We start from the raw sequence: 21,694 nt of genomic DNA on the forward strand, positions 1-21,694 counted from the left end.
TAAAATTGACAAAGTCAGTGGCGCGCCATGCGTTGGCGATGGCGTCCGGGAAAAGTCAGTTTGTTTCGCGTCAAATGCGCCGCTGACGACGGCGAACCGGACGCACGCGTTTGGTTTGCTCCTCCAGGGCTACGCCGGCCAGATAATTGGCCAGCGCGACAGGAGAAGGGTGAGTGAACAGGTCAAGCAGCGTCAGGGCGGCAAATTCGTGACGTTGTAACAAAACGTGCAGCTGCACCAGATTCAGCGACGTGGCGCCCGCCTCAAAAAAGTTCTCAGCGGGTGCGACAGGTTCGCCAACCACCTCGCGAAAGGCGTCGCAAATCAGGCTGACGCTGCTCTCGTCCGCCGCGATCCGCGGCTGAGCGCGCTCAGGGCGCAGCCGGTGGGCGCATTGCTCCGTGACCTTAAGCGGGGGAACCAGCTCGGCGAGCGGCAGCTGCCAGCTGCTGTCATCCTCCGCCATTCGGTTAAGCAACGCGCAATACTGTGCAAACTGGCGCTCCACCTGCCCGTCAGGAAACAGGGCGGCGACAAAATCCCAGTTAAAGCGCAGTTCGCCTTCGGATTCATAAACCTGGTGATCGAGCCAGACCTGCGGCGTCTGGGATATCCCCCACACCGATTTGAGCAGATTGCGCCGGGCAAGGAAGTTATCCTGCTCAAAGCCCAGCGCGCTGGTAAAGACGACGGGCATTGGGACAGCCGGTACGTTTTGCCGCCGCGCCAGTTGCCGCATCACGCGTATTGCCGACACATCGCGGTGGTTGAGGCTCTCGCTTAGTCGCTGCTGTAATAACCGCGCACTTTGCAGCCAGCTCTCGCCGGGATGCCAGCTCAGCAGCATCAGCGAAGTAAAGTCGCCCAGGATCTGGTTGATTTGCGGGTGCAGCGGGCGTCTGTCGAAAAGCGTAAGGTTAAGCGTGAAATCGGGCTGTGCGCTCCATGCAGCAAGAACCGTTGACCACACGGATAACAGTACGGCCGACGGGGTGAGATGAGCGTCAGCCGCCCGCTGTTTCAGGCGACGCCAGCGCGCGCTGTCCATTGCCCCACTGAGCCGGGCGAAGCGCGGCGTCTCAACGTCCTGAGGCAAGCAGCGTAGCGGTAACGCAGGCGCCGGAGGAATATCATCAAGCTGCGTTTGCCACCATGTCAGAGAGTCGGGATTGGGCGTCCGCAGCGCGGGTTGCTGCAGGTAATCCCTGAAGGTAACGGGAAGCGGCGGCGGCAGCTGCTGCGGATAGCGATAGCCGTGTTCCAGCTCCGACAACAAGATCTGCATGCTCAACCCGTCAAGCAACAGGTTATCCAGACACAGCCACAGTCGGGCGGGCATCCCGTCGATGAACCCGACCTGGAGATCGAATACCGGCCAGACTCCAGGGTTGAGAACCTGATGCGCCAGTCTGTCGCGTACCTGTAGCGCCTCTTCGGGGTTGTGCAGAATGTGCGCGGGTATCACCCATGGGGGAGTCTGTTCGAGAACCCGCTGTTGTCCATCCCGCACCACGGCGCGCAGCATATCGTGGCGGGCGATTAACCGGTTCCAGACCTTCTCCAGCCGGTGAATATCCAGATCGGCAATTTCAAATTCAACAAAGAAGTGTGAGCCTACGCCGCCAAGGGCAAAGCCCGGCTGACGCCCGACCAGGTAAGCCTGCTGCACGTCAGTCAGCGCGAAAGGCCGGTAGCGTTCTTCAGGGGAGTGGACAAAGGGTTGTTCAACAGGGAGGTCGGTTTTACGCAGCGTGGCGGCAAAATCAGCCAGCCGGGGGTGATTAAACAGGTCGCTTAATCGTGCTGCATAACCCGCCTGGTGGAGCTGTCCGATCAGCCTGGTGGCTAGCAGGCTATCACCGCCATGCTGGAAGAAGTCGGTTTCTCTGCTGACGGCGCCCATCGACAAGAGCGGCTGCCAGATGACGGCAACCTGCATCTCTATATCGCCCAGGGGTAAATCCGCTTCAGTCCGGTTTTCAGCTTCCGGGGTATGACAGCGCTTTAGCGTCTGATAGTCAATTTTGCCGTTCGCCGTCAGCGGTAAGGCGTCAAGTAAGACGATCCGTTTCGGTACCATCCACCCCGGCAGACGTTCGGCGAGAGCGGACTGTAGCTGACGAGGATCGCGGCGTACCTGGCTAACCGGGCATTGTACGAGGAAGCGCTGCAATCCCTCGACTTCATCGCCGTGCTGGCAGTTGAAAGCGGCGGCGGTAAATATCGCCCCCCAGTCAGCGCTATTGTGAAGTAAGGCTTCGGGCTGACCATCGGTTAACAGAAGCGTGCTGAGCAGGGCAGAGGGCGTTAACTGACGAAACTCCAACACATAGAGCAGCGCGCCTGGAACAGCCAGCTGCTGTAATGCCGCGAGGAGCCCGGGCTCTTCCGGCAGCAGACGATGCAGGGCGTTATTCAGCCAGATAATGTCCGCCGAATGAGCATGCGCCGCCAGCGTGTCTGCACTCCAGAGGGCCAGACGGGCGTCAGACCACGGTGCAAGCCGCTGTCGGGCGCTCAGCAGCAGCTCCTGGCTGTGCTCAAGCCCGACATACTCAATCTCGTCAGCGCTGAGCCGGGTTAGCAGGCACTCTGCGGCGCGGGCCGTGCGGACTCCCACCTCTAGCAGGCGTACCGGGCGCTGTAAACGCCGGGAAAGCTGTTGACAGATTGTCGCCAGTTCCTCGATATACAGGGCGCTGGCCGGATGGTCGAATGCCAGACTTTCCGGCGACCACCGCGCATCGTTCAGTAATGACAGTTCGTGGCGAGCACCGCGAAGGATCTGCGTTAAGGTGAGATCATGCCCGCTGAAAGAAGGAGGGTCATTCTCCGGCGCTTCCCCCGCACAAACCTGATAACCCTCAGCGGCGGGCCGCAGCCGCTGTTGGGTCACGAGAAAGGCTAACCAGCGTTCCACCACGGCCCGCCAGCGAGGCTGGATAGCGAGAGCATTCATCAGGGGAAGAGGATCGGCGCCAGGCGTGTGACCCGGTTTCAGTTTTAACAGGCGATGCTGAAGAAAATCAGCGACCTGGCCGGCGGAGATTTCTGGGGGGCAGACACAGCAGGGCAGCGTTCCGGCAAGCCCGCGCCACTCCTGGGGCAGCGCCGGGTCCCGATGATGGGTAACGCAGAAAGCCGAACCCTGAGGCACAACCCAGGCCGCCAGGGTCTTTTCTTTTTCGCCGATCGCCACAACGGTTGACTGTTTCACCCCCGCCAGCTGGCTGAGCGCGCTTTCGATTTCACCCAGCTCGATGCGATATCCCCCGACTTTGACCTGCTTATCGCGACGACCGAGGAACTCTAACGTCCCGTCCGGCCAGTAGCACCCGAGATCGCCGGTGCGATACCAGCGCGCGTTCGATTGCGTCACAAACTGCTGCTCGCTGCGTACAGGATCGTTAAAGTAGCCTTCCGCGACCCCGATACCGCCAATCCACAATTCGCCCGGTACCCAGTCCGGGCAGTCCCGGCCCAGTTCATCCACCACCCGGTAACGTTGGTTGGCCAGCGGAAAACCATAAGGGATGGCGCGCCAGTGATCAGGGACCCGGTTAATTTCACAGGCGTTAGACCAGATAGACGCCTCGGTGGCGCCGCCCATGGCGATAAACTGTCCCTGGGGGCGGAAGGCGTGATAGCGGGCAGGAAGATCGAGGCCGATCCAGTCGCCGGAAAGCATGACCGCCCGAAGTTTCTCCGGCGCGGCGTCGGCGAAACCTTCACACCAGGTCAACAGCATATCGAACAGCGCCGGGACGCTGTTCCAGAGCGTAACCTGATGACGCTGGATCAATTCGCACCATGCGTGAGGATCGCGCCGTTGATTTTCCATAACGATAACCAGCGCGCCGCCGGCGCTCAGAACGCCAAAAATGTCGTAAACCGATAAATCAAAATGCAGGGCGGAGAGGGCCAGCACTCTGTCTCCGGGACCCACCTGGTAACGGGTATTGATATCGCAGCAGGTATTCAGCGCTGCACGGTGAGAAATGACCACGCCTTTCGGCGTGCCGGTCGACCCGGAGGTATAGATAATGTAGGCCGGCTGCGTCGGCGCGCGCGCCGCCTGGTCGGCTAGCGGCTCCGCCTCAATGGCCTGCTGCCAGGTCAGGTGGGGAATATCGTCTGACCAGGCGCTGGCGTCGTGCTGGCAGGTGAGCACCAGCCGGACGTTGGCGTCGGCGTAGATTTTCCCGCGACGCGCGGCGGGCTGGTCGAGCGAAACCGGAACGTACACCGCCCCGGACAGCAGAACGGCGAGGACCGCAACCAGCTGTCCCGCGCCTTTCGACATTGTAATAGCGACATTGTCGCCGGGCTGAACCCCGCACGCGATTAACCTGCCAGCGCAGCGGCGCGCATTCTCGGTCAGCTCACGATAATTCCACTGATAATGCGCGTCCGTTACCGCCAGCGCCTGCGGCTGCCGGAGGGCGATGCGGAAAATGCCTTCATGCAGCAAGCCCTGAGGAACGGGAGCGTCGGTTGCGTTAACCCGTTGACGTATCTCCCGCTGGCTTTGGGGCATCCTGTCCGCGAACGGCTTCTTCCAGGCGCTTTCATCATCGCAGAGTTGGTTAATCAGCTGGCAGTAGGCGTTGAACAACGTCTCGACCAGCGCCGGAGGGAACAACGCGTCATTGCTATCCCATTGTAGCCAGATCTCGCCCCGATGCTCGAACGCCAGATGATCTATCCAGACCTGCGGCGTCTGCGAGATGCCCCATTCCGGTTCGCCCAGCGGCGACTCGGCGCGGCTGCTGTACAGGGAGCGCCCCAGATTGCTGGTAAATACCACCGGGGCGCCGTGGGGATGGCTTTGCTGGCGTTTGAGTTCACGAAGGAGCTCGACGCCGGACCAGTGGCGATGCTCCCAGTCCTCAGTAAACGTGAGCTGGTTTTTACGCGCCAGGTTGCTGACGGTATCGCCATCACAGGCGGTATCCAGCAGAAGAATATTGGTGAAGTCGGCAAGCATTTCGTCAACCGCCGGGTGCAGCGGCTGGCGGTCAAATAACGTGATATTGAGCAGCAGCCGCGTCAGGCCGCCCCAGCGCCCCAGAACGGCAGCAAAACAGGTCGCCAGCGCCATTGTCGGCGTCACGCCATTCTCACCGGCCCGTTGGCTAAAGGCGTTCCAGCGTGTTGTCGGGACAATCATGCGGCGTCGGGTATTACGGACTTCACGCAGCGTGGCGGGTTCGCAGGCTAGCGGTAAAACCGGCGCGGGCGGCAGCATCGATGCTTTCGCCAGCCAGTAAACGCGCGCTTTGTCGAGCAGCGGCTGATTGATCTTCTGCTGGTGCAGCAAATAAGCGCGGAAATCATAGCGGGGGTCGCCGGGCGGCAGCGACTCTCCGGCCAGCAGGGCGTTAAGTTCATCGAAAAACAGCGTAAAGCTGGAAGCATCCATAATCAGCAGGTCGATATTGACATGGAGGCGGTGGCGATTGTCCGGCAAGAGTGTCAACTGGAAATCGAAGGTTTCGCCCATTTCCACGCGTAAAAGACGGTGGCTCAGGCGCTGGCGCAATGTTTCCAGATAGGCCTGGCGGCTTGCCTCGTCGGCCTGGCGTAAATCATGAACGGTGACGCCGTTCCAGTATGGCTGCGGTAGCCAGACCTGCTGCCCGTCGGCGCGAAAGGCGATATGCAGCATCGGGTGGCGTTGCAGTAAGATCGTGATGGCCTGCTCCAGCTGTGGCGCCGTGAGATAATGGCCGGCAAACTCCTGATACAGATGACAACCGACGCCGCCCAGCGTCTGTCCGGGCATTCGGCCCGTCAGATAGGCATGCTGTACCGGCGTCAGCGGGAAGGGGGTACCCTCGCTCATGACTGGCCACGCCGCGTCCGCCGGGGAGCTTGCATCATCCGGTTTTTCACCCGAACGGCTGCGCATCAGCTGGCGCCATGCTGCCAACGTGGGGGCGGCATACAGCTCGCGAAGGGTGAGGCGGTAGCCCTTTTTACGAAACCAGTGTAACCATCTCATTAATCTTATGGAGTCCAGGCCCGCCTGGATCAGATTGCTCTCTTCTTGTAACTGCTGCGGCGCTAAATTCAGTTCCTGTATTAACAGTTCGCGTAATTGTTGATAATCAGCCGCTTCGCCGTTGTCCGATAACAGCGGATCCTGAGAGGGTGCGCCAGAAATCATTCTTCCTCCTGATGGCACGTCATACCAAAAGCATTGCGTATATGAGAATAATTATTATTAACAATTGAGCGCTACCCGAATCGGGTTTATTTGTGCCCGTTTCGGTTTCACGGTCGGCAAAAAAAGGCCCGGATGGCGAATCCGGGCCTTGTTAACGGAGGGGTTTCTGGGGTAAGTCCAGGTTAGATCACACGTTTGAAGGTCGACGGGGTGACGCCAAACTGCTTCTGAAATGCGGCGGAGAAATGGCTGGCGTTGGCATAGCCTAGATCCGCCGCCACCGTCATAACGGAAGTATTGCCATTAGCCAGCCGTCTTCTTGCCTCCTGCATGCGTTCGGCCTGAAAAAGTCCATAGACGCTGTTGTTGAACAGAACGCGAAATCCCCGCTTAATTTTAAGCACGCTTAAACCGGACTCTCTGGCGAGTTCGGTGACCCCCGGCGCCTGCGTCAAATCGGCCAGCAGCAGATCCTTTGCCCGCAGCAGTTTCTGGCGTTCCATCGGATTGAAGTGGCAGGAGGAACAGCTGGCGTCCTCGTGATGTTCATCCAGCACCAGGCTGAGCATCACCAGACTTTGTCCCTGTAGCCATAACGTCGACGGTTTTTGTTCATGAGTGAAGCCGCCGTGCATCCGCATCAGCGCGTGACGCAGGGCCTGAGCCGTTAGGTGGGTTTCGGCGTTACAACGCTGCTGCTGGCAACAGCAGTGGGAGTCGATCTTATTTTTAATGACCGAGCTAATATCCGGCACCCACAGCGCGAGTGCTTCAGGGCTGAAAGAGAGCGTAATGCTCTCGAACCGGCCGCAGTAGGAGGCGCTGCCGCGGCAGTCTGGCGTATGAGTAATGTAATGACGATCGCGCGCGAGTTCCCAGTCGGTGTGGCGGCTGAGTCCCTGGATCGCAAAGCGCGATGTGCCTTCCAGAATGCAAGAGAAGTTAATCCTGCCCAGATCGTCGTGCAGCTGCAACGTCTCGGGCTGAGCAAAGTGGCCCCGCCAGAGCAAAATATCCATACCTTCCTGCAACGAGCAGCGCAGCAGCTCACACTGGGCAGGAATAGCGCCGTCGTTGGCGGGTTTTCCAACCACTAGCTGGTGAATAGAGATGGCAGATTGCGTTTGTGGTGACTCCGTCATGACCGGGTTATCTCCCTGTGGCTTAGACCAATGCGGGTATAAATAGAACCGAATGGGGTAGATGAGTAATTGATAATGGTTATTATTCACATTAATTCCCGGAACGCCACCTTGAAATAGTGTTTTTGGCGTCCATAAAAATTCATCAGGAAAATCAGCCACTCCATGTCATCTCACTCATCCAACACTGAATCGCTGTCCCGATTTCCTCTTTGGCAGGTGATTACCCCTGTTCGCGGGAAGGTGCTCCTGGCTATGGCGCTGGCGGGGCTGGCGGCCTTCACCAGCCTGGGGGCGCTGCTTTTTCTGGCATGGTGCCTGCGCGATCTGCGCGGGGCACCTGACTTCATCCCCGTCTGGCCGCTGAGCGGCGTAGTTGGCTGCGTGATAGCGACCTTTATCCTGCGCCTGCAGGCGTTCAATACCTCTCATTATGCGGCTTTCCATCTGGAGAATATTCTGCGCAGCAGATTAGCCCACAAGACCCTACAGCTTGCGCCGGGCGCGTTACAGCAGATGGGCAGCGGATCGGTGGCGAAAGTGATGCTGGATGATGTGAAGTCGTTACATATTTTTGTTGCTGACAGTACGCCGCTTTATGCCCGCGCCATAATCATGCCGCTGGCGACTGTTGTTCTCGTATTCTGGCTGGACTGGCGACTGGCCATCGCGACGCTGGGGGTACTGGCGTTTGGTTCGGTGGTGCTGTTACTCGCCCGTCAGCGCTCGGAAAACATGGCTCAGCGTTATCATCAGGCGCGTGAACGGGTCAGCGCCGCGGTGATTGAGTTCGTACAGGCCATGCCGGTGGTGAGGACCTTTGATAGCGGCAGTACCAGCTTTTTGCGCTATCAACATGCCCTCGAAGAGTGGGTCGATGTGCTCAAAAGCTGGTATCGACAGGCCGGATTTTCAGCGCGTTTTTCATTCTCGATTCTGAACCCGCTGCCGACCTTATTCGTTCTTATCTGGTGCGGATACGGCCTGCTGCACGCTGGCAGTCTCGATTTTATCGCCTGGGTAGCCGTATTACTGATAGCCAGCGGAATGGCCGAAGCGGTAATGCCGATGATGATGCTTAATAACCTGGTCGCGCAAACGCGTTTAAGCGTGCAGCGTATCTATCAGGTTCTCGCGATGCCGGAACTTTCGCGCCCGCGAGCCGATCGACAGCCGAAAGAGGCGAGTATCACCTTTGAGCAGGTAAGCTTTCATTATCCGCAAGCGCGGACTGGCGCCGCGTTGCAGGAGGTGAGCTTTCACGTGCCTGTCGGGCAAATTGTGGCGCTGGTAGGGCCAAGCGGCGCCGGGAAAAGCACCGTGGCGCGGCTGCTGCTACGTTACGCCGATCCCGACAAAGGCCATATTCGTATTGGCGGCGTGGATCTGCGCGATATGCGGATAGAGACCCTGATGAAGCAAATCTCGTTTGTGTTTCAGGACAACTTTCTTTTTGCCGACACGATCGCCAATAACATCCGTTTGGGCGCGCCGGATACGCCGCTGGAATCCGTGATAGCGGCGGCCAGAGTGGCGCAGGCGCATGAGTTTATTAGCGCGTTGCCGGAGGGTTACAGCACGCGAGTCGGGGAACGAGGGGTATTCCTCTCCGGCGGGCAGCGGCAGCGCATCACCATCGCCCGGGCGCTTTTGCAGGATCGTCCCATTCTGGTGCTTGATGAAGCGACGGCGTTTGCCGATCCGGAAGGGGAAGCGGCGCTTATCAACGCCCTCGCGGCGGCCATGCGCGGCCGGACGGTCATCATGGTCGCGCATCGTCTCTCCATGGTGACTCAGGCCGATGTGATATTGCTGTTTTCCGACGGTCAGCTCCGGGAAATCGGGAGCCACGGGCAGCTGTTGGCGCAGGGTGGCCTGTATCAACGGCTATGGCAACGCTATCGGCAGGCGCAGCAGTGGGTGCCGGGTGGAACGAAGGAAGAGGCGGTGCAAAATGAAAGACACTAACCCGGCGGATAATCTGGCCTGGCGCGCGATCTGGCGCCAGCTTATCTCCAGCGTGGGCAGTCAGGCGGGAACGCTGCGGCGCAGTCTGGTTGCTCTGCTGCTGGCGGCATTGATGCAGGGGATCGCCTTCGCCTGCCTCTATCCGATCGTTGATGCGCTGCTACGGAATGAGGCATCGCGGCTTCTTCACTGGGCTTTGGCCTTCAGCATTGCGGCGTTGGTGACGCTGGCTCTCCGCTGGTATGGGCTGGGCTTTGAATACCGCGGTCATCTGGCGCAGGCCACCCATGAGCTGCGCCTGCGCCTGGGCGAACAATTACGCCGCGTGCCGCTGGAGAGGCTCCAGCGCGGCAGAGCGGGCGAAACGAACGCCTTGTTGCTGGGCTCCGTGGATGAAAACCTCAATTATGTGATTGCGATAGCCAATATTTTACTGCTGACCATCGTCACGCCGCTGACGGCATCGTTGGCGACATTGTGGATCGACTGGCGGCTGGGGCTGGTGATGCTGCTGATCTTCCCCTTGCTGGCGCCGTTTTATTACTGGCGCCGCCCGGCGATGCGGCGACAAATGCAGACCCTGGGCGAAGCGCACCAGCGGCTGAGCGGGGATATTGTTGAATTTGCGCAGGGGATGATGGTATTGCGTACCTGCGGTAGCGATACCGATAAAAGCCGGGCGCTGCGGGATCATTTTAACGCTCTGGAAAACTTACAGACCCGCACTCACCGCCAGAGCGCGGGCGCGACGATGCTGATCGCCGGGGTTGTGGAGCTGGGACTACAGGTGGTGGTGTTGTGCGGAATTATCTGGGTGGTCACGGGCACATTGAACCTCGCCTTTCTGATTGCCGCCGCCGCGATGATTATGCGTTTCGCTGAACCGATGGCCATGTTTATCAGCTACACCTCGGTGGTGGAACTGATTGCCAGCGCCTTACAGCGTATTGAGCAGTTTATGGCGATCGCGCCGCTTCCCGTTGCCGAACGCGGGGAGATACCGGAACGTTACGATATCCGCTTTGACAATATTCATTACCGCTATGACGACAGCGGCGATCCCGCGCTCAATGACCTCTCTTTGACCTTTCCTGCGGCCAGTATGAGCGCGCTGGTGGGCGCTTCCGGCGCAGGTAAAACCACGGTCAGCAAACTGTTAATGCGCTATGCCGATCCGCAGCAAGGGCGGATTTCTATCGGCGGCGTCGATATTCGTCGCCTGACGGCGGAGCAGCTCAACAGCCTGATTTCCGTCGTATTCCAGGATGTCTGGCTGTTTGATGACACATTGCTGGCGAATATCCTGATTGCGCGCCCGCAGGCGACCCAGCAGGAAGTAGAAGAGGCCGCCCGCGCGGCGCAGTGTCTTGAATTCATTACCCGCCTTCCTCAAGGCTGGCTGACGCCAATGGGCGAGATGGGCGGACAGCTATCGGGCGGCGAGCGCCAGCGGATTTCCATTGCCAGGGCCTTATTGAAAGATGCGCCGATCGTCATTCTTGATGAGCCGACCGCCGCGCTGGATATTGATAGCGAGCTGGCGGTACAGAAAGCTATCGATAACCTGGTTCACAACCGGACGGTGATTATTATCGCCCATCGCCTGTCTACCATCGTCGGGGCCGGAAATATCCTGGTGATGGAGGAGGGCAAAGTGGTTGAACAGGGCACCCATGCGCAGTTGCTCTCTCTTCATGGGCGTTACCAGGCGCTGTGGCACGCGCAAATGGCCGCCCGCGTCTGGCGCGCCGAAGGGGTTTCCACGTCAGAGGAGGTGGCGCATGAGTGACGTTCCGTCGAATGTGAAACCGCTGACGTTAACCACCGGGCGGGTGATTTTCGCCATTGCCGGCATCTATGTGACACAGAGTCTGGTATCGGCGCTCTCGATGCAGTCCTTGCCAGCGCTGGTGCGCGCTGCCGGCGGATCGCTTGCGCTTGCCGGGGCCACAACCCTGTTCATGCTGCCCTGGGCGCTGAAGTTTATTTGGGCGCCGTGGGTCGAGCGCTGGCGGCTACCTCCTGGCAGCCCGCAGCGCCGTTCCCGCATGCTGATCCTGCGCGGGCAGGCTGCGCTCGCGGCGATCCTGGCGATTGCCGCCGCGATTGGCGGGACAGGGCGAGAAGGCGGATTGCCCGAAACGCTAGTCGCCGCGCTATTTGCGCTGTTTATGGTGGCGGGTACGGTCGCCTCCACTATTGATATCGCCAGCGACGGTTTTTGCGTCGATCAGCTGACCCGCGCAGGGTACGGTTGGGGAAACAGCGTGCAGGTCGGCGGCAGCTATCTGGGAATGATGTGCGGCGGTGGGGTGTTTCTGATGCTGTCGGCGACCGTCGGCTGGCCTGCGGCCATGCTGATGATGGCGGCTCTGATCCTGGTCTTATCCGTACCCCTGTGGCGCATTGCCGAACCAACGCGCACGGCATCTGTTCCGCATGTTCCGGCATTGGGTTATGCGCTTAGAAGGCGACAGGCTCGTCTGGGCTTAATGTTGGTATTGATGCTGAATTCCGGCATGCGGTTTGTGCTGCCTCTACTGGCGCCGCTGCTGTTGGATCATGGTCTGAGCATGTCAGCGCTCGGCGCGCTGTTCAGCGGCGGTAATATTGCGGCGGGCATAGCCGGAACGCTGGCGGGTGGATTGCTGATGAAATACCTCTCACCCGGCAGAGCGCTGTTTGCGGCTTATGGCGCGCAGGGCATCGCGCTGCTGGCGGTAGTGATGACGCTGAAGATAGCGCCGGGTCCTCTACTGCTGCCGATTCTCCAGGTATTGATCGTTGTTCAATCTGTTTCGCTGGCCTGCGCGTTGGTCTGTCTTTACGCCACGCTGATGGCGCTTTCTTCGCCTTTGCAGGCCGGTGTCGATTTTACGCTCTTTCAATGTACTGACGCCGCCATCGCCATTCTGGCCGGCGTAGTCGGCGGCGTTGTCGCGCAGCGCTTTGGCTATGCGGCCTGCTTCCTGTTTGCCGGCGTATTCACGTTACTGGCGGCGTGGATTGTTTCTATCCGACTGCGTTCGGCAAAAGAACTGATGACAAGCTCAATTGATTGATCCGGGAATAACATAGAGAGGTAAGGGATGAAAATCAGTGAATTTTTACACCTGGCGTTACCAGAGGAGCAATGGCTGCCGATGATTTCTGGCGTCTTACGTCAGTTCGGAGATGAAGAGTGCTATGTCTATGAGCGCCAACCTTGCTGGTACATAGGTAAAGGATGCCAGGCGCAACTGCAGATTAATGCCGACGGCACCCAGGCGATATTCATTGATGATGCCGGGGAACAAAAGTGGGCGGTAGATTCAATTACCGACTGCGCGCGTCGTTTTATGACGCATCCGCGGGTGAGAGGATGCCGGGTATATGGTCAGGTTGGGTTCAACTTTGCGGCCCATGCGCGGGGAATGGCCTTTGATGCCGGCGAGTGGCCGCTGCTAACCTTAACCGCTCCCCGTGAAGAACTTATTTTTGAGAAGGGAAATGTCACCGTTTACGCGGACTCCGCCGACGGATGCCGCCGTCTGTGCGAGTGGGTAAAAGAGGTCGATACGGCGACACCATGCGGGCCAATGGTTGTGGATACCGCCCTGGACGGTGAAGCCTATAAACAGCAGGTTGCGCGCGCCGTTTCGGCGATCCACCGCGGCGATTACGTTAAAGTCATCGTCTCACGCGCGATTCCTCTGCCTGCGCGAATTGATATGCCCGCTACGCTGCTATATGGACGGCAGGCCAACACGCCCACCCGTTCGTTTATGTTTCGCCAGCAAGGACGAGAAGCGCTGGGTTTTAGTCCGGAACTGGTGATGTCGGTGACGGGAAATAAAGTGGTCACTGAACCGCTGGCGGGCACCCGCGATCGCATGGGCGATACGGCGCATAATCAGGCAAATGAGAGGGAGCTGCTGCACGACGGTAAAGAGGTGCTTGAGCATATCCTCTCGGTCAAAGAGGCCATTGCCGAACTGGAGGCGGTTTGCCAGCCCGGCAGCGTAGTGGTCGAGGATTTGATGTCGGTTCGCCAGCGCGGCAGCGTCCAGCATCTGGGGTCTGGCGTCAGCGGCCAGCTCGCGGAAGATAAGGATGCCTGGGATGCATTTACCGTGCTGTTTCCGTCAATTACCGCGTCAGGTATCCCTAAAAAAGCGGCCCTCAACGCGATCATGCAAATTGAAAAAACGCCGCGGGAGCTCTATTCAGGCGCAATCCTGCTGCTGGAAGATACGCGCTTCGATGCGGCGTTAGTGCTGCGTTCCGTGTTTCAGGATAGCCAGCGCTGCTGGATACAGGCGGGGGCGGGTATCATCGCGCAATCTACGCCGGAACGAGAACTGACGGAAACCCGGGAGAAATTAGCGAGCATTGCGCCCTATCTAAAGGTGCCCGCGTGACGGTTATCGACCCTGTTTAAGGTTAAAAGTGCCAGCAAGCTGGCACTTTGTTTTCCCGGTTTCAGGCGCTTATCGTGCGTCGGCCAGCGCCAGCTCAGCCTCTTGCTGCTGGGTGTTCTTCCGCTGTTGCTCCAGCTCCAGCGCGCCGCGATGAGAAAGGTAGCAGAACAGAATGCAGCAGACGATCCCGCCCATCAGCAGATAGAACCCGCCGTGCCAGCCCATTTTATCTACCATCACGCCAAACAGGCTGGTGCCTAAGGATGCGCCAAAGATGTAGCTCATAAATCCGCGCAGGCCAACGGCTGAACCGACGGCAAAGCTGGGCACAATTTCCATAGTCTGGACAGAGGCCAGAAACTGCGGCACGTAAATCAGGCAGCCCACTATCGCCGCGAACACCGTCACCATCAGCAGAGATTCGCTTTTCCAGTAGCCGATCAGGCAGATGAAAATCAGCGCCATACAGATCATGGCTAACGGCATTCGACGTCCTTTGAACAGCTTGTCGGAGAGCCAACCGGCCAGCAGGGTGGACGGAATCGCCGCCCATTCAAAAAACAGAAACGCGACGCTCATCTGTTCTTTGGAAAAATGTTTCACCGTCAGCAGATAGATGGGCAGCCAGCTGATCATGCCGAAACGCACCATATAGACGAACACATCCACAAAGGAGACATACCAGGCGTTTTTATTGCGCAGAACGTAGGTGCAGAAGATCTGCAATGCGCTCATGTTTTCCGGCGCTTTTACCGCGTGTTTAGCGTTAAGCACCACCTTTTCTTCCGGCATCATCTCTTCCAGCGCAGGCAGGCCTTCTTCACGCGGCGAGCCTTTACCCAGCGCCAGTACGCTCAGAGCGAACACCACCGCCACGCAGGCCGGGACGATGTAGCTGGCGCTCTGCCAGTGCTCACTGCCGAGGATAGCGAACGCGGCGCCGACGATCGGGGCGACAATCCCGCCGCCGACATTGTGGGAAATGTTCCAGAACGCCCCCACGCGACCGCGCTCCCGGCGAGGGAACCAGTTAGCGATAGTGATAAAAGAGGGGCCGACGCCCATCCCCTGAAACAGACCGTTCAGAACGACCAGCGCAGCGAAGATCCAGAACGCGGTGCTGAACCCCAGGCCAACGTTGACGATCGCGCACAGCACCAGGCCGCAGGCCATAAAGACTTTCGGACTGGCTTTATCCGCCAGGCTGCTCATGATGCCTTTGCTTATCCCATACGCAATGAGCATACAGCTGCTAAGCAAACCGATTTGCGTGGCGCTAAGATCTAACTGTTCTTTCAGATAAGGCGTGGATAACGTGAAGTTGTTGCGCACAATATAGTACGCCAGATAGCCCAGAAATACGCTTAGCAGCGCCTGAATACGGTATCGGCCATAAGTTGCCTGCACTTTTTCAGCAGGCACTTTATTCGCCGACGGCCCTTTTTTTAATATTGATAACATGTCGTCACCTGTATTTTATATTGCTATGAAGATCAGGAGTGGTCGGCATGCAGAGTGAAATAAGCGGGTATAAAATTCAAATCATCAAAATGGGTCAAAACTGACTCAAATTGATGAATTAAGGCGTTATTTTTGACACGTTGAGCATTAATGAAATTGCGGGTAATTAATTTTACGCGGATTTTATGTCAGGCTTGTGCGGATATTAACAAATTCCACATTTATTATCTGGTAATCTTTCCTGAGGTTTCCGGTTGCCAAAACAACTATTTTTCCGCTGGCGATGATTAATCCGCCAGGCGTCATAAACGGGTAAGTTTTGTCTCAACGCTATTTTTTCGGTATTTCAATATTTATGAACGGGATCACAAACAGGTTTTTTCGTCGGGGCGGGATGCTCAGCAAAACGTGGGCGCTGTGGCTGCTGGCCGCCGGGTTTAGTCCCTGTACGGCGCAAAGCGAAGAACTGGTGATGGCGACAACGTTTTCTCCCGGCGCCACCGCGTGGATTATCGCGCGCTGGCAAACGGAGCCGGGGTCGGTGATGATTCGTACGCTCAACCGCACCAGCGCCTCGCTGGAACAGCTGCTTGATACGGCCAATGCGGAAAACGTTGATCTGGTTCTGACCTCATCACCGATGCTGCTGCAGCATCTTCAGGAACATCAAAAGCTGGCGCCGTTCAACGGCGCGCCGGCAGGCAGCCAACATCTGGTGCCAGAATCCATCCGTTCAACGTCCGTTGCCGTGGCGATGTCGGGGTTCGGTTTACTGATTAACCGCTCGGCGTTGACGACGCGGCATCTGCCCGCGCCAGCGGACTGGGACGATCTCACCGACCCTCGCTATCAGGGGGCGCTGCTGATGAGCAGCCCGTCGCGCTCGGACACCAATCATCTGATGGTAGAGTCGCTGTTGCAGCAACAAGGCTGGCTTAAAGGATGGCAGACGTTGTTGGCAAGCGCGGGAAATCTGGTCACGATTTCATCGCGCAGCTTTGGCGTGGCGGATAAAATTAAAAGCGGGCTGGGAGTGGCCGGTCCGGTAATTGATAACTATGCCAATCTGCTGTTGAACGATCCGCATCTGACCTTTACCTATTTTCCGCAGTCGGCCGTTTCGCCAACCTATGTCGCGGTGCTCAAAAACAGCCAGCACGCCAGCGAAGCGCGGCGCTTTATTCGCTATCTGCTCAGCCCGGAAGGGCAGCGGATCCTCGCCGATGCCAATACCGGAAAATACCCGGTGACGCCGCTGGCGGCAGGCAATCCGCGGTGGGCGCAGCAGGCGCGGCTGATGAATCAACCGCCGTTGAACTATCGCCTGATCCTCAAGCGTCAGCGTCTGGTTCAGCGGATGTTTGATACGGCCATCAGCTTTCGTCTCGCCCAGCTGAAAGACGCCTGGCGGGCGCTGCACAGCGCGGAAGCCCGTCTTAAGCGTCCGCTGCCCGAGATACGCGCGTTGCTAACCGGTGTCCCGGTCGACCCGGCGAGCAGTGAGGATGAAGCCTGGCTGGCGCAGTTCGACAATAAGAGCTTTGCCGAGCAGCAAATGATGGAGTGGCAGCTCTGGTTTCTCAATAACCAGCGTCAGGCGATCGCAAAACTGGAAGAACTCAAATGATGGGCCGGTCCATGCTGCAACGTTTGCGACAAATCAGCATCAGCACCAGCCTGCGCGGGGCTTTTCTGATGGGCGCGCTGCTGACGCTGATTGTCAGCGGCGTCAGCCTCTATTCATGGCATGAGCAAAGCTCGCAGATACGCTATTCGCTGGACGAGTATTTTCCCCGCATCCATTCTGCTTTTCTGATTGAAGGCAATCTCAATCTGGTGGTCGATCAGCTCAATGAATTTTTGCTGGCGCCGAATACCACGGTGCGCCTGCAGCTGCGTAACCAGATTATTCAGCATCTGGATAAAATAGAGCGGCTGAGCCAGGGCTTGTCACCCGCGGAACGCCAGCAGCTGGCGGTGATTTTACAGGACAGCCGCGCGCTGCTGTCGGAGCTGGATCGCGTGCTCTACAACATGTTTCTGGTACGCGAAAAGGTGGGGGAACTCTCGGCGCGTATCGACTGGCTGCACGATGATTTTACCACTGAGCTGAATTCACTGGTGCAGGACTTTACCTGGCAGCAGGGAACGCTGCTCGATCAGATAGAAGCCCGCCAGGGCGACGCGGCGCAGTACCTGAAGCGTTCCAGAGAAGTCCAGAACGAACAGCAGCAGGTCTATACGCTGGCCCGCATTGAGAATCAAATCGTTGACGACCTGCGCGACAGGCTTAATGAACTGAAATCCGGAAATGATGACGGCATGCTGGTGGAGACGCATATCCGCTATCTCGAAAACCTGAAGAAAACGTCGGATGAAAATATTCGCGCGCTGGACGACTGGCCGAGCACGATCACGCTGCGACAAACGATTGATGAGCTGCTGGAAATCGGCATGGTGAAAAATAAGATGCCGGATACCATGCGCGACTACGTTACGGCGCAAAAAGCGTTAGTGGACGCCAGTCGCGCCAGAGAAGCCACGCTGGGGCGCTTCAGGACGCTGCTTGAAGCCCAGCTTGGCAGCAGTCATCAGCAAATGCAGATGTTTAATCAGCGTATGGGGCAGATTGTCCGCGTCAGCGGCGGATTGATCCTGGTGGCGACGCTGCTGGCGCTGCTGCTGGCATGGGTATTGAACCATTATTTTATTCGCTCGCGGCTGGTGAAACGCTTTACCGCGCTGAATCAGGCGGTGGTGCAGATTGGGTTAGGCCGGACGGATGCCACCATTCCGGTTTATGGCCGGGATGAACTGGGGCGTATTGCCGGTTTGCTTCGCCATACGCTGGGTCAGCTTAACGCGCAAAAACAGCAGCTTGAACAGGAGATCGGCGAGCGAAAAACGATCGAGTCCGATCTCCGCGCTACCCAGGACGAGCTGATCCAGACCGCTAAACTGGCGGTGGTGGGGCAGACGATGACCACCCTGGCGCATGAGATCAACCAGCCGCTGAACGCGCTGTCGATGTATCTGTTTACGGCAGGACGGGCGATTGAGCAGGGACAGACGGCGCAGGCGCGGGCGACGTTAAGTAAAGCGGAAGGGTTGATTAACCGCATTGACGCGATTATCCGCTCGCTGCGCCAGTTCACCCGCCGCGCTGAACTGGAAACGCCGCTGCATCCGGTCGATCTGCGGCAGACGTTTATGGTGGCGTGGGAACTGCTGGCGATGCGCCATAGGCCGCAGCAGGGAACGCTGGTGGTACCGGATGAAACCGTCTGGATCCGCGGCGATGAAGTGCGGGTCCATCAGGTACTGGTGAACGTGCTGTCGAATGCGCTCGATGCCTGCCCGAACGCGGCGAAAATTACGGCGAGCTGGCAAATGCACGGTGACACGCTGAGCGTGTTGATTGCCGACAACGGCCCCGGCTGGCCTGCGACCTTGCTGCCGTCACTGCTGAAGCCGTTCACTACCAGTAAAGATGTGGGGCTGGGGATTGGGCTGTCGATTTGTGTTTCTCTGATGACGCAAATGGAAGGGACGCTGCACCTGGCGTCGACGTTAACGCGCAACGCCTGCGTGGTGCTGCAATTCAATTTAACGGATGCAAAAGATGTTGAGTAATGAGTGTTCGATTCTGCTGATTGATGATGATGCCGATGTGCTGGATGCCTATACACAGCTGCTTGAGCAGGCGGGTTATCACGTCCATGCCTGCGATAATCCCTTTGCGGCGCGGGAGTGGGTGCAGAAGGACTGGCCCGGTATTGTGCTGAGCGATGTCTGCATGCCCGGCTGCTCCGGCATCGACTTGATGACGCTGTTTCATCAGGATGATGAGCAGCTGCCGATTGTGCTTATCACCGGGCATGGCGACGTGCCGATGGCGGTGGACGCGGTGAAAAAAGGGGCCTGGGATTTTTTGCAAAAGCCGGTCGATCCGGGAAAGCTGCTCTCGCTGGTGGACGCCGCGTTACGTCAGCGGCAATCGGTGATCGCGCGTCGCCAGTATGGCCAGCAGACATTGCGGGTTGAGCTGGTTGGGCGCAGTCAGTGGCTGGAACAGTATCGCCAACGCTTACAGCAGTTGGCGGAGACGGATATTGCGGTCTGGCTTTACGGCGAACCGGGAACCGGCCGTATGACCGGCGCGCGCTATCTGCACCAGTTGGGGCACAACGCCGATGGTCCGTTTATCTACTGCGAACTGACCCCGGCCAATGCCCATAAGCTTAATGAACCGATCGCGCAAGCGCAGGGCGGGACCCTGGTATTAAGTCACCCGGAGCACCTGACCCACGAGCAGCAGCATCAACTGGTGCAGTCGCAGAGTCTTGAACGGCGGCCTTTTCGCCTGATTGGCATCGGCAACGCTTCGCTGGTGGAGCTGGCGGCCAGCGGCCGGATTGTGGCGGAGCTCTATTACTGCTTCGCGATGACGCAAATTGTCTGCCTGCCGCTGTCTAAGCGGCCTGATGATATCGAGCCGCTGTTCCATCACTATTTGCAGAAAACCTGCCAGCGGCTGAATCATCCTGTCCCGGAGGTGGATAGCCATCTGTTGAAAGGAATGATGCGCCGGGTGTGGCTAAACAACGTCCGTGAGTTGGCGAACGCAGCCGAACTGTTTGCAGTGGGGGTGTTACCGCTCGCGGACACGGTGAATCCGCAGATGCACGTTGGAGAGCCCACGCCGCTCGATCGCCGGGTCGAGGACGTTGAACGGCAGATCATTACCGAAGCGCTGAATATCCATCAGGGGCGGATTAATGAAGTGGCGGAGTATCTGCTCATCCCGCGTAAAAAACTGTATCTCAGAATGAAGAAATATGGCCTGAGTAAAGAGCACTACAAGGGGTTTTAGGGGCCACAGAGGAGGAGGGGAGTCATATTCGGTTACTTCCCCAACTTTGATTTTATTAATCGTATGACAAATAATGTTTGTTATCTCCGGGTTCGCCAGATATAAATATTCAGGAGATTAACCACCCGCATTAAAATAATAACGTATTAAAAATGATACTTTAAAAAATAATGAAATTTCAGTATTAATTTTGATGCGTTAAAAGTCACTGCTATCAGTCAGGTTATGTGATCGCTGTTAGCGAATTAGCATAGTCGCATTTAATAAAATAGCCAAATAAACACAGCGTTTTTATTACCTGCATCAGAGTCAATAAATTCTGACCCTATTTTTATTACTGAGGCCATATTATGGAAACCGTTCAAAATACCCTCGTCGCTCGCGAGAGCAGCGGCTGGAGAAAGAGTGATACCGTCTGGATGCTGGGCCTGTACGGTACCGCGATTGGCGCAGGGGTGCTTTTCCTGCCGATTAACGCCGGTGTTGGCGGCTTAATTCCATTAATCATCATGGCAATTCTTGCCTTTCCAATGACCTTTTTCGCCCACCGTGGTTTGACCCGTTTTGTGTTGTCAGGAAAAAATCCGGGGGAAGATATTACCGAAGTGGTTGAAGAGCATTTCGGTACCGGGGCAGGTAAACTCATTACGCTGCTCTATTTCTTTGCTATTTATCCGATTCTGCTGGTCTATAGCGTCGCCATTACCAACACGGTCGATAGCTTTATTACTCACCAGCTGGGTCTGGTGTCTCCGCCGCGCGCCATTTTATCGCTGATTTTAATTGTCGGTATGATGGGTATTGTCCGCTTTGGCGAAAAAATGATTGTTAAGGCCATGAGCGTGCTGGTATTTCCGTTTGTGTTTGCGTTGATGATACTGGCGCTGTATTTGATACCGCAATGGAATGGCGCGGTACTGGATACCCTGTCGCTGAGCGGCGCTTCGGCTACGGGAAATGGGCTGTGGATGACCCTGTGGCTGGCTATCCCGGTAATGGTTTTCTCCTTCAACCACTCGCCGATTATCTCCTCTTTTGCGGTGGCGAAGCGTGAAGAATACGGCGAGGACGCCGAGCGCAAATGCTCCCGTATCCTGGGCTTTGCCCACATCATGATGGTCCTTACCGTGATGTTCTTCGTCTTCAGTTGCGTGCTGAGCCTCTCCCCGGAAAACCTGGCGGAAGCGAAAGCGCAGAACATCTCCATTCTCTCTTATCTGGCGAACCACTTTAACGCGCCGGTGATTGCCTGGATGGCGCCGATCATCGCGATGATCGCCATCACCAAATCTTTCCTCGGCCACTACCTTGGTGCTCGCGAAGGCTTTAACGGCATGGTGATTAAGTCTCTGCGCGGTAAAGGCAAATCGATCGAAATCAACAAACTGAACAAGATCACCGCGCTGTTCATGCTGGTGACCACCTGGATTGTCGCGACCCTGAACCCGAGCATTCTGGGCATGATTGAAACGCTGGGTGGCCCGGTCATCGCGATGATCCTGTTCCTGATGCCGATGTATGCCATCAACAAAGTACCGGCTATGCGCAAATATAGCGGTCACATCAGCAACGCGTTTGTGGTTGTGATGGGACTGATTGCCATCTCCGCCATTTTCTTCTCGCTGTTCAGCTAAGTTTCAGCGCCGCCGCTCACCGGCGGCGCATCCGTTTTGCTATGTAA

Annotated in this window: 11 protein-coding genes; 8 read left to right on the forward strand and 3 right to left on the reverse strand. The window is 57.4% G+C overall.

Annotated elements, in window-relative coordinates; all coding sequences use genetic code 11:
- Nucleotides 1-70: 70 nt before the first annotated feature.
- The gene (locus ACE3MN_RS13135; RefSeq protein ID WP_375364382.1) at nucleotides 71-6,169 is read right to left on the reverse strand and encodes an amino acid adenylation domain-containing protein; all 6,099 of its coding nucleotides are present in this window, start codon (nucleotides 6,167-6,169) and stop codon (nucleotides 71-73) included.
- A 182-nt stretch (nucleotides 6,170-6,351) separates the two neighbouring features.
- Nucleotides 6,352-7,311 (reverse strand): yersiniabactin transcriptional regulator YbtA, encoded by a 960-nt coding sequence (gene ybtA / locus ACE3MN_RS13140; RefSeq protein WP_154975860.1) that lies wholly within the window; start codon nucleotides 7,309-7,311, stop codon nucleotides 6,352-6,354.
- Nucleotides 7,312-7,566: 255 nt separating this feature from the next.
- Between ybtA and ybtP the strand changes: the two genes are divergently transcribed.
- Genes ybtP through ACE3MN_RS13160 form a run of 4 tightly spaced genes read left to right on the forward strand, consistent with a single transcriptional unit; the run spans nucleotide 7,567 to nucleotide 13,679 of the window.
- Entirely contained in the window at nucleotides 7,567-9,279 is a 1,713-nt protein-coding gene (gene ybtP / locus ACE3MN_RS13145; protein ID WP_177915312.1) for a yersiniabactin ABC transporter ATP-binding/permease protein YbtP, read from the forward strand.
- Nucleotides 9,266-11,068 (forward strand): yersiniabactin ABC transporter ATP-binding/permease protein YbtQ, encoded by a 1,803-nt coding sequence (gene ybtQ / locus ACE3MN_RS13150; RefSeq protein ID WP_375364383.1) that lies wholly within the window; start codon nucleotides 9,266-9,268, stop codon nucleotides 11,066-11,068. Before ybtP ends, ybtQ begins: the two co-directional genes overlap by 14 nt.
- Nucleotides 11,061-12,341 (forward strand): yersiniabactin-associated zinc MFS transporter YbtX, encoded by a 1,281-nt coding sequence (gene ybtX / locus ACE3MN_RS13155; protein WP_004137014.1) that lies wholly within the window; start codon nucleotides 11,061-11,063, stop codon nucleotides 12,339-12,341. Before ybtQ ends, ybtX begins: the two co-directional genes overlap by 8 nt.
- Before the next feature lie 27 nt (nucleotides 12,342-12,368).
- A complete protein-coding gene (locus tag ACE3MN_RS13160; RefSeq protein ID WP_049085603.1) occupies nucleotides 12,369-13,679 on the forward strand; it encodes a salicylate synthase in 1,311 nt (436 codons plus the stop codon).
- Nucleotides 13,680-13,748: 69 nt separating this feature from the next.
- On the opposite strand, the gene pgtP is transcribed toward ACE3MN_RS13160, so the two are convergent.
- Nucleotides 13,749-15,140 (reverse strand): phosphoglycerate transporter PgtP, encoded by a 1,392-nt coding sequence (gene pgtP / locus ACE3MN_RS13165; RefSeq protein WP_024358154.1) that lies wholly within the window; start codon nucleotides 15,138-15,140, stop codon nucleotides 13,749-13,751.
- Nucleotides 15,141-15,534: 394 nt separating this feature from the next.
- Here pgtP and pgtC point away from each other — a divergent pair, with 394 nt between their 5' ends.
- The 4 genes from pgtC to ACE3MN_RS13185 all read left to right on the forward strand — a co-directional run bounded on the left by pgtC (nucleotide 15,535) and on the right by ACE3MN_RS13185 (nucleotide 21,647).
- Entirely contained in the window at nucleotides 15,535-16,767 is a 1,233-nt protein-coding gene (pgtC, locus tag ACE3MN_RS13170; protein WP_180971292.1) for a phosphoglycerate transport regulator PgtC, read from the forward strand.
- Nucleotides 16,764-18,773 carry a two-component system sensor histidine kinase PgtB gene (gene pgtB, locus ACE3MN_RS13175; RefSeq protein ID WP_160183560.1) on the forward strand — a complete coding sequence of 670 codons (2,010 nt, stop codon included), beginning with the start codon at nucleotides 16,764-16,766 and terminating at the stop codon, nucleotides 18,771-18,773. Before pgtC ends, pgtB begins: the two co-directional genes overlap by 4 nt.
- On the forward strand, nucleotides 18,763-20,013 hold the full coding sequence (gene pgtA, locus ACE3MN_RS13180; protein WP_154948142.1) for a two-component system response regulator PgtA: 1,251 nt from the start codon (nucleotides 18,763-18,765) through the stop codon (nucleotides 20,011-20,013). The genes pgtB and pgtA overlap by 11 nt, the downstream gene beginning before the upstream one ends.
- Before the next feature lie 350 nt (nucleotides 20,014-20,363).
- Complete coding sequence (locus ACE3MN_RS13185; RefSeq protein WP_004120369.1) at nucleotides 20,364-21,647, forward strand: HAAAP family serine/threonine permease; 1,284 nt, start codon at nucleotides 20,364-20,366, stop codon at nucleotides 21,645-21,647.
- Nucleotides 21,648-21,694 lie beyond the last annotated feature (47 nt).

This window comes from Klebsiella grimontii (genome assembly GCF_042137965.1).
GTDB lineage: Bacteria > Pseudomonadota > Gammaproteobacteria > Enterobacterales > Enterobacteriaceae > Klebsiella > Klebsiella grimontii.

Coding starts and splice junctions, on each gene's coding strand:
- ACE3MN_RS13135 (WP_375364382.1), bottom strand. CDS start 6,169: ATGATTTCTGGCGCACCCTCTCAGGATCCGCTGTTATCGGACAACGGC.
- ybtA (WP_154975860.1), bottom strand. CDS start 7,311: ATGACGGAGTCACCACAAACGCAATCTGCCATCTCTATTCACCAGCTA.
- ybtP (WP_177915312.1), top strand. CDS start 7,567: ATGGCGCTGGCGGGGCTGGCGGCCTTCACCAGCCTGGGGGCGCTGCTT.
- ybtQ (WP_375364383.1), top strand. CDS start 9,266: ATGAAAGACACTAACCCGGCGGATAATCTGGCCTGGCGCGCGATCTGG.
- ybtX (WP_004137014.1), top strand. CDS start 11,061: ATGAGTGACGTTCCGTCGAATGTGAAACCGCTGACGTTAACCACCGGG.
- ACE3MN_RS13160 (WP_049085603.1), top strand. CDS start 12,369: ATGAAAATCAGTGAATTTTTACACCTGGCGTTACCAGAGGAGCAATGG.
- pgtP (WP_024358154.1), bottom strand. CDS start 15,140: ATGTTATCAATATTAAAAAAAGGGCCGTCGGCGAATAAAGTGCCTGCT.
- pgtC (WP_180971292.1), top strand. CDS start 15,535: ATGCTCAGCAAAACGTGGGCGCTGTGGCTGCTGGCCGCCGGGTTTAGT.
- pgtB (WP_160183560.1), top strand. CDS start 16,764: ATGATGGGCCGGTCCATGCTGCAACGTTTGCGACAAATCAGCATCAGC.
- pgtA (WP_154948142.1), top strand. CDS start 18,763: ATGTTGAGTAATGAGTGTTCGATTCTGCTGATTGATGATGATGCCGAT.
- ACE3MN_RS13185 (WP_004120369.1), top strand. CDS start 20,364: ATGGAAACCGTTCAAAATACCCTCGTCGCTCGCGAGAGCAGCGGCTGG.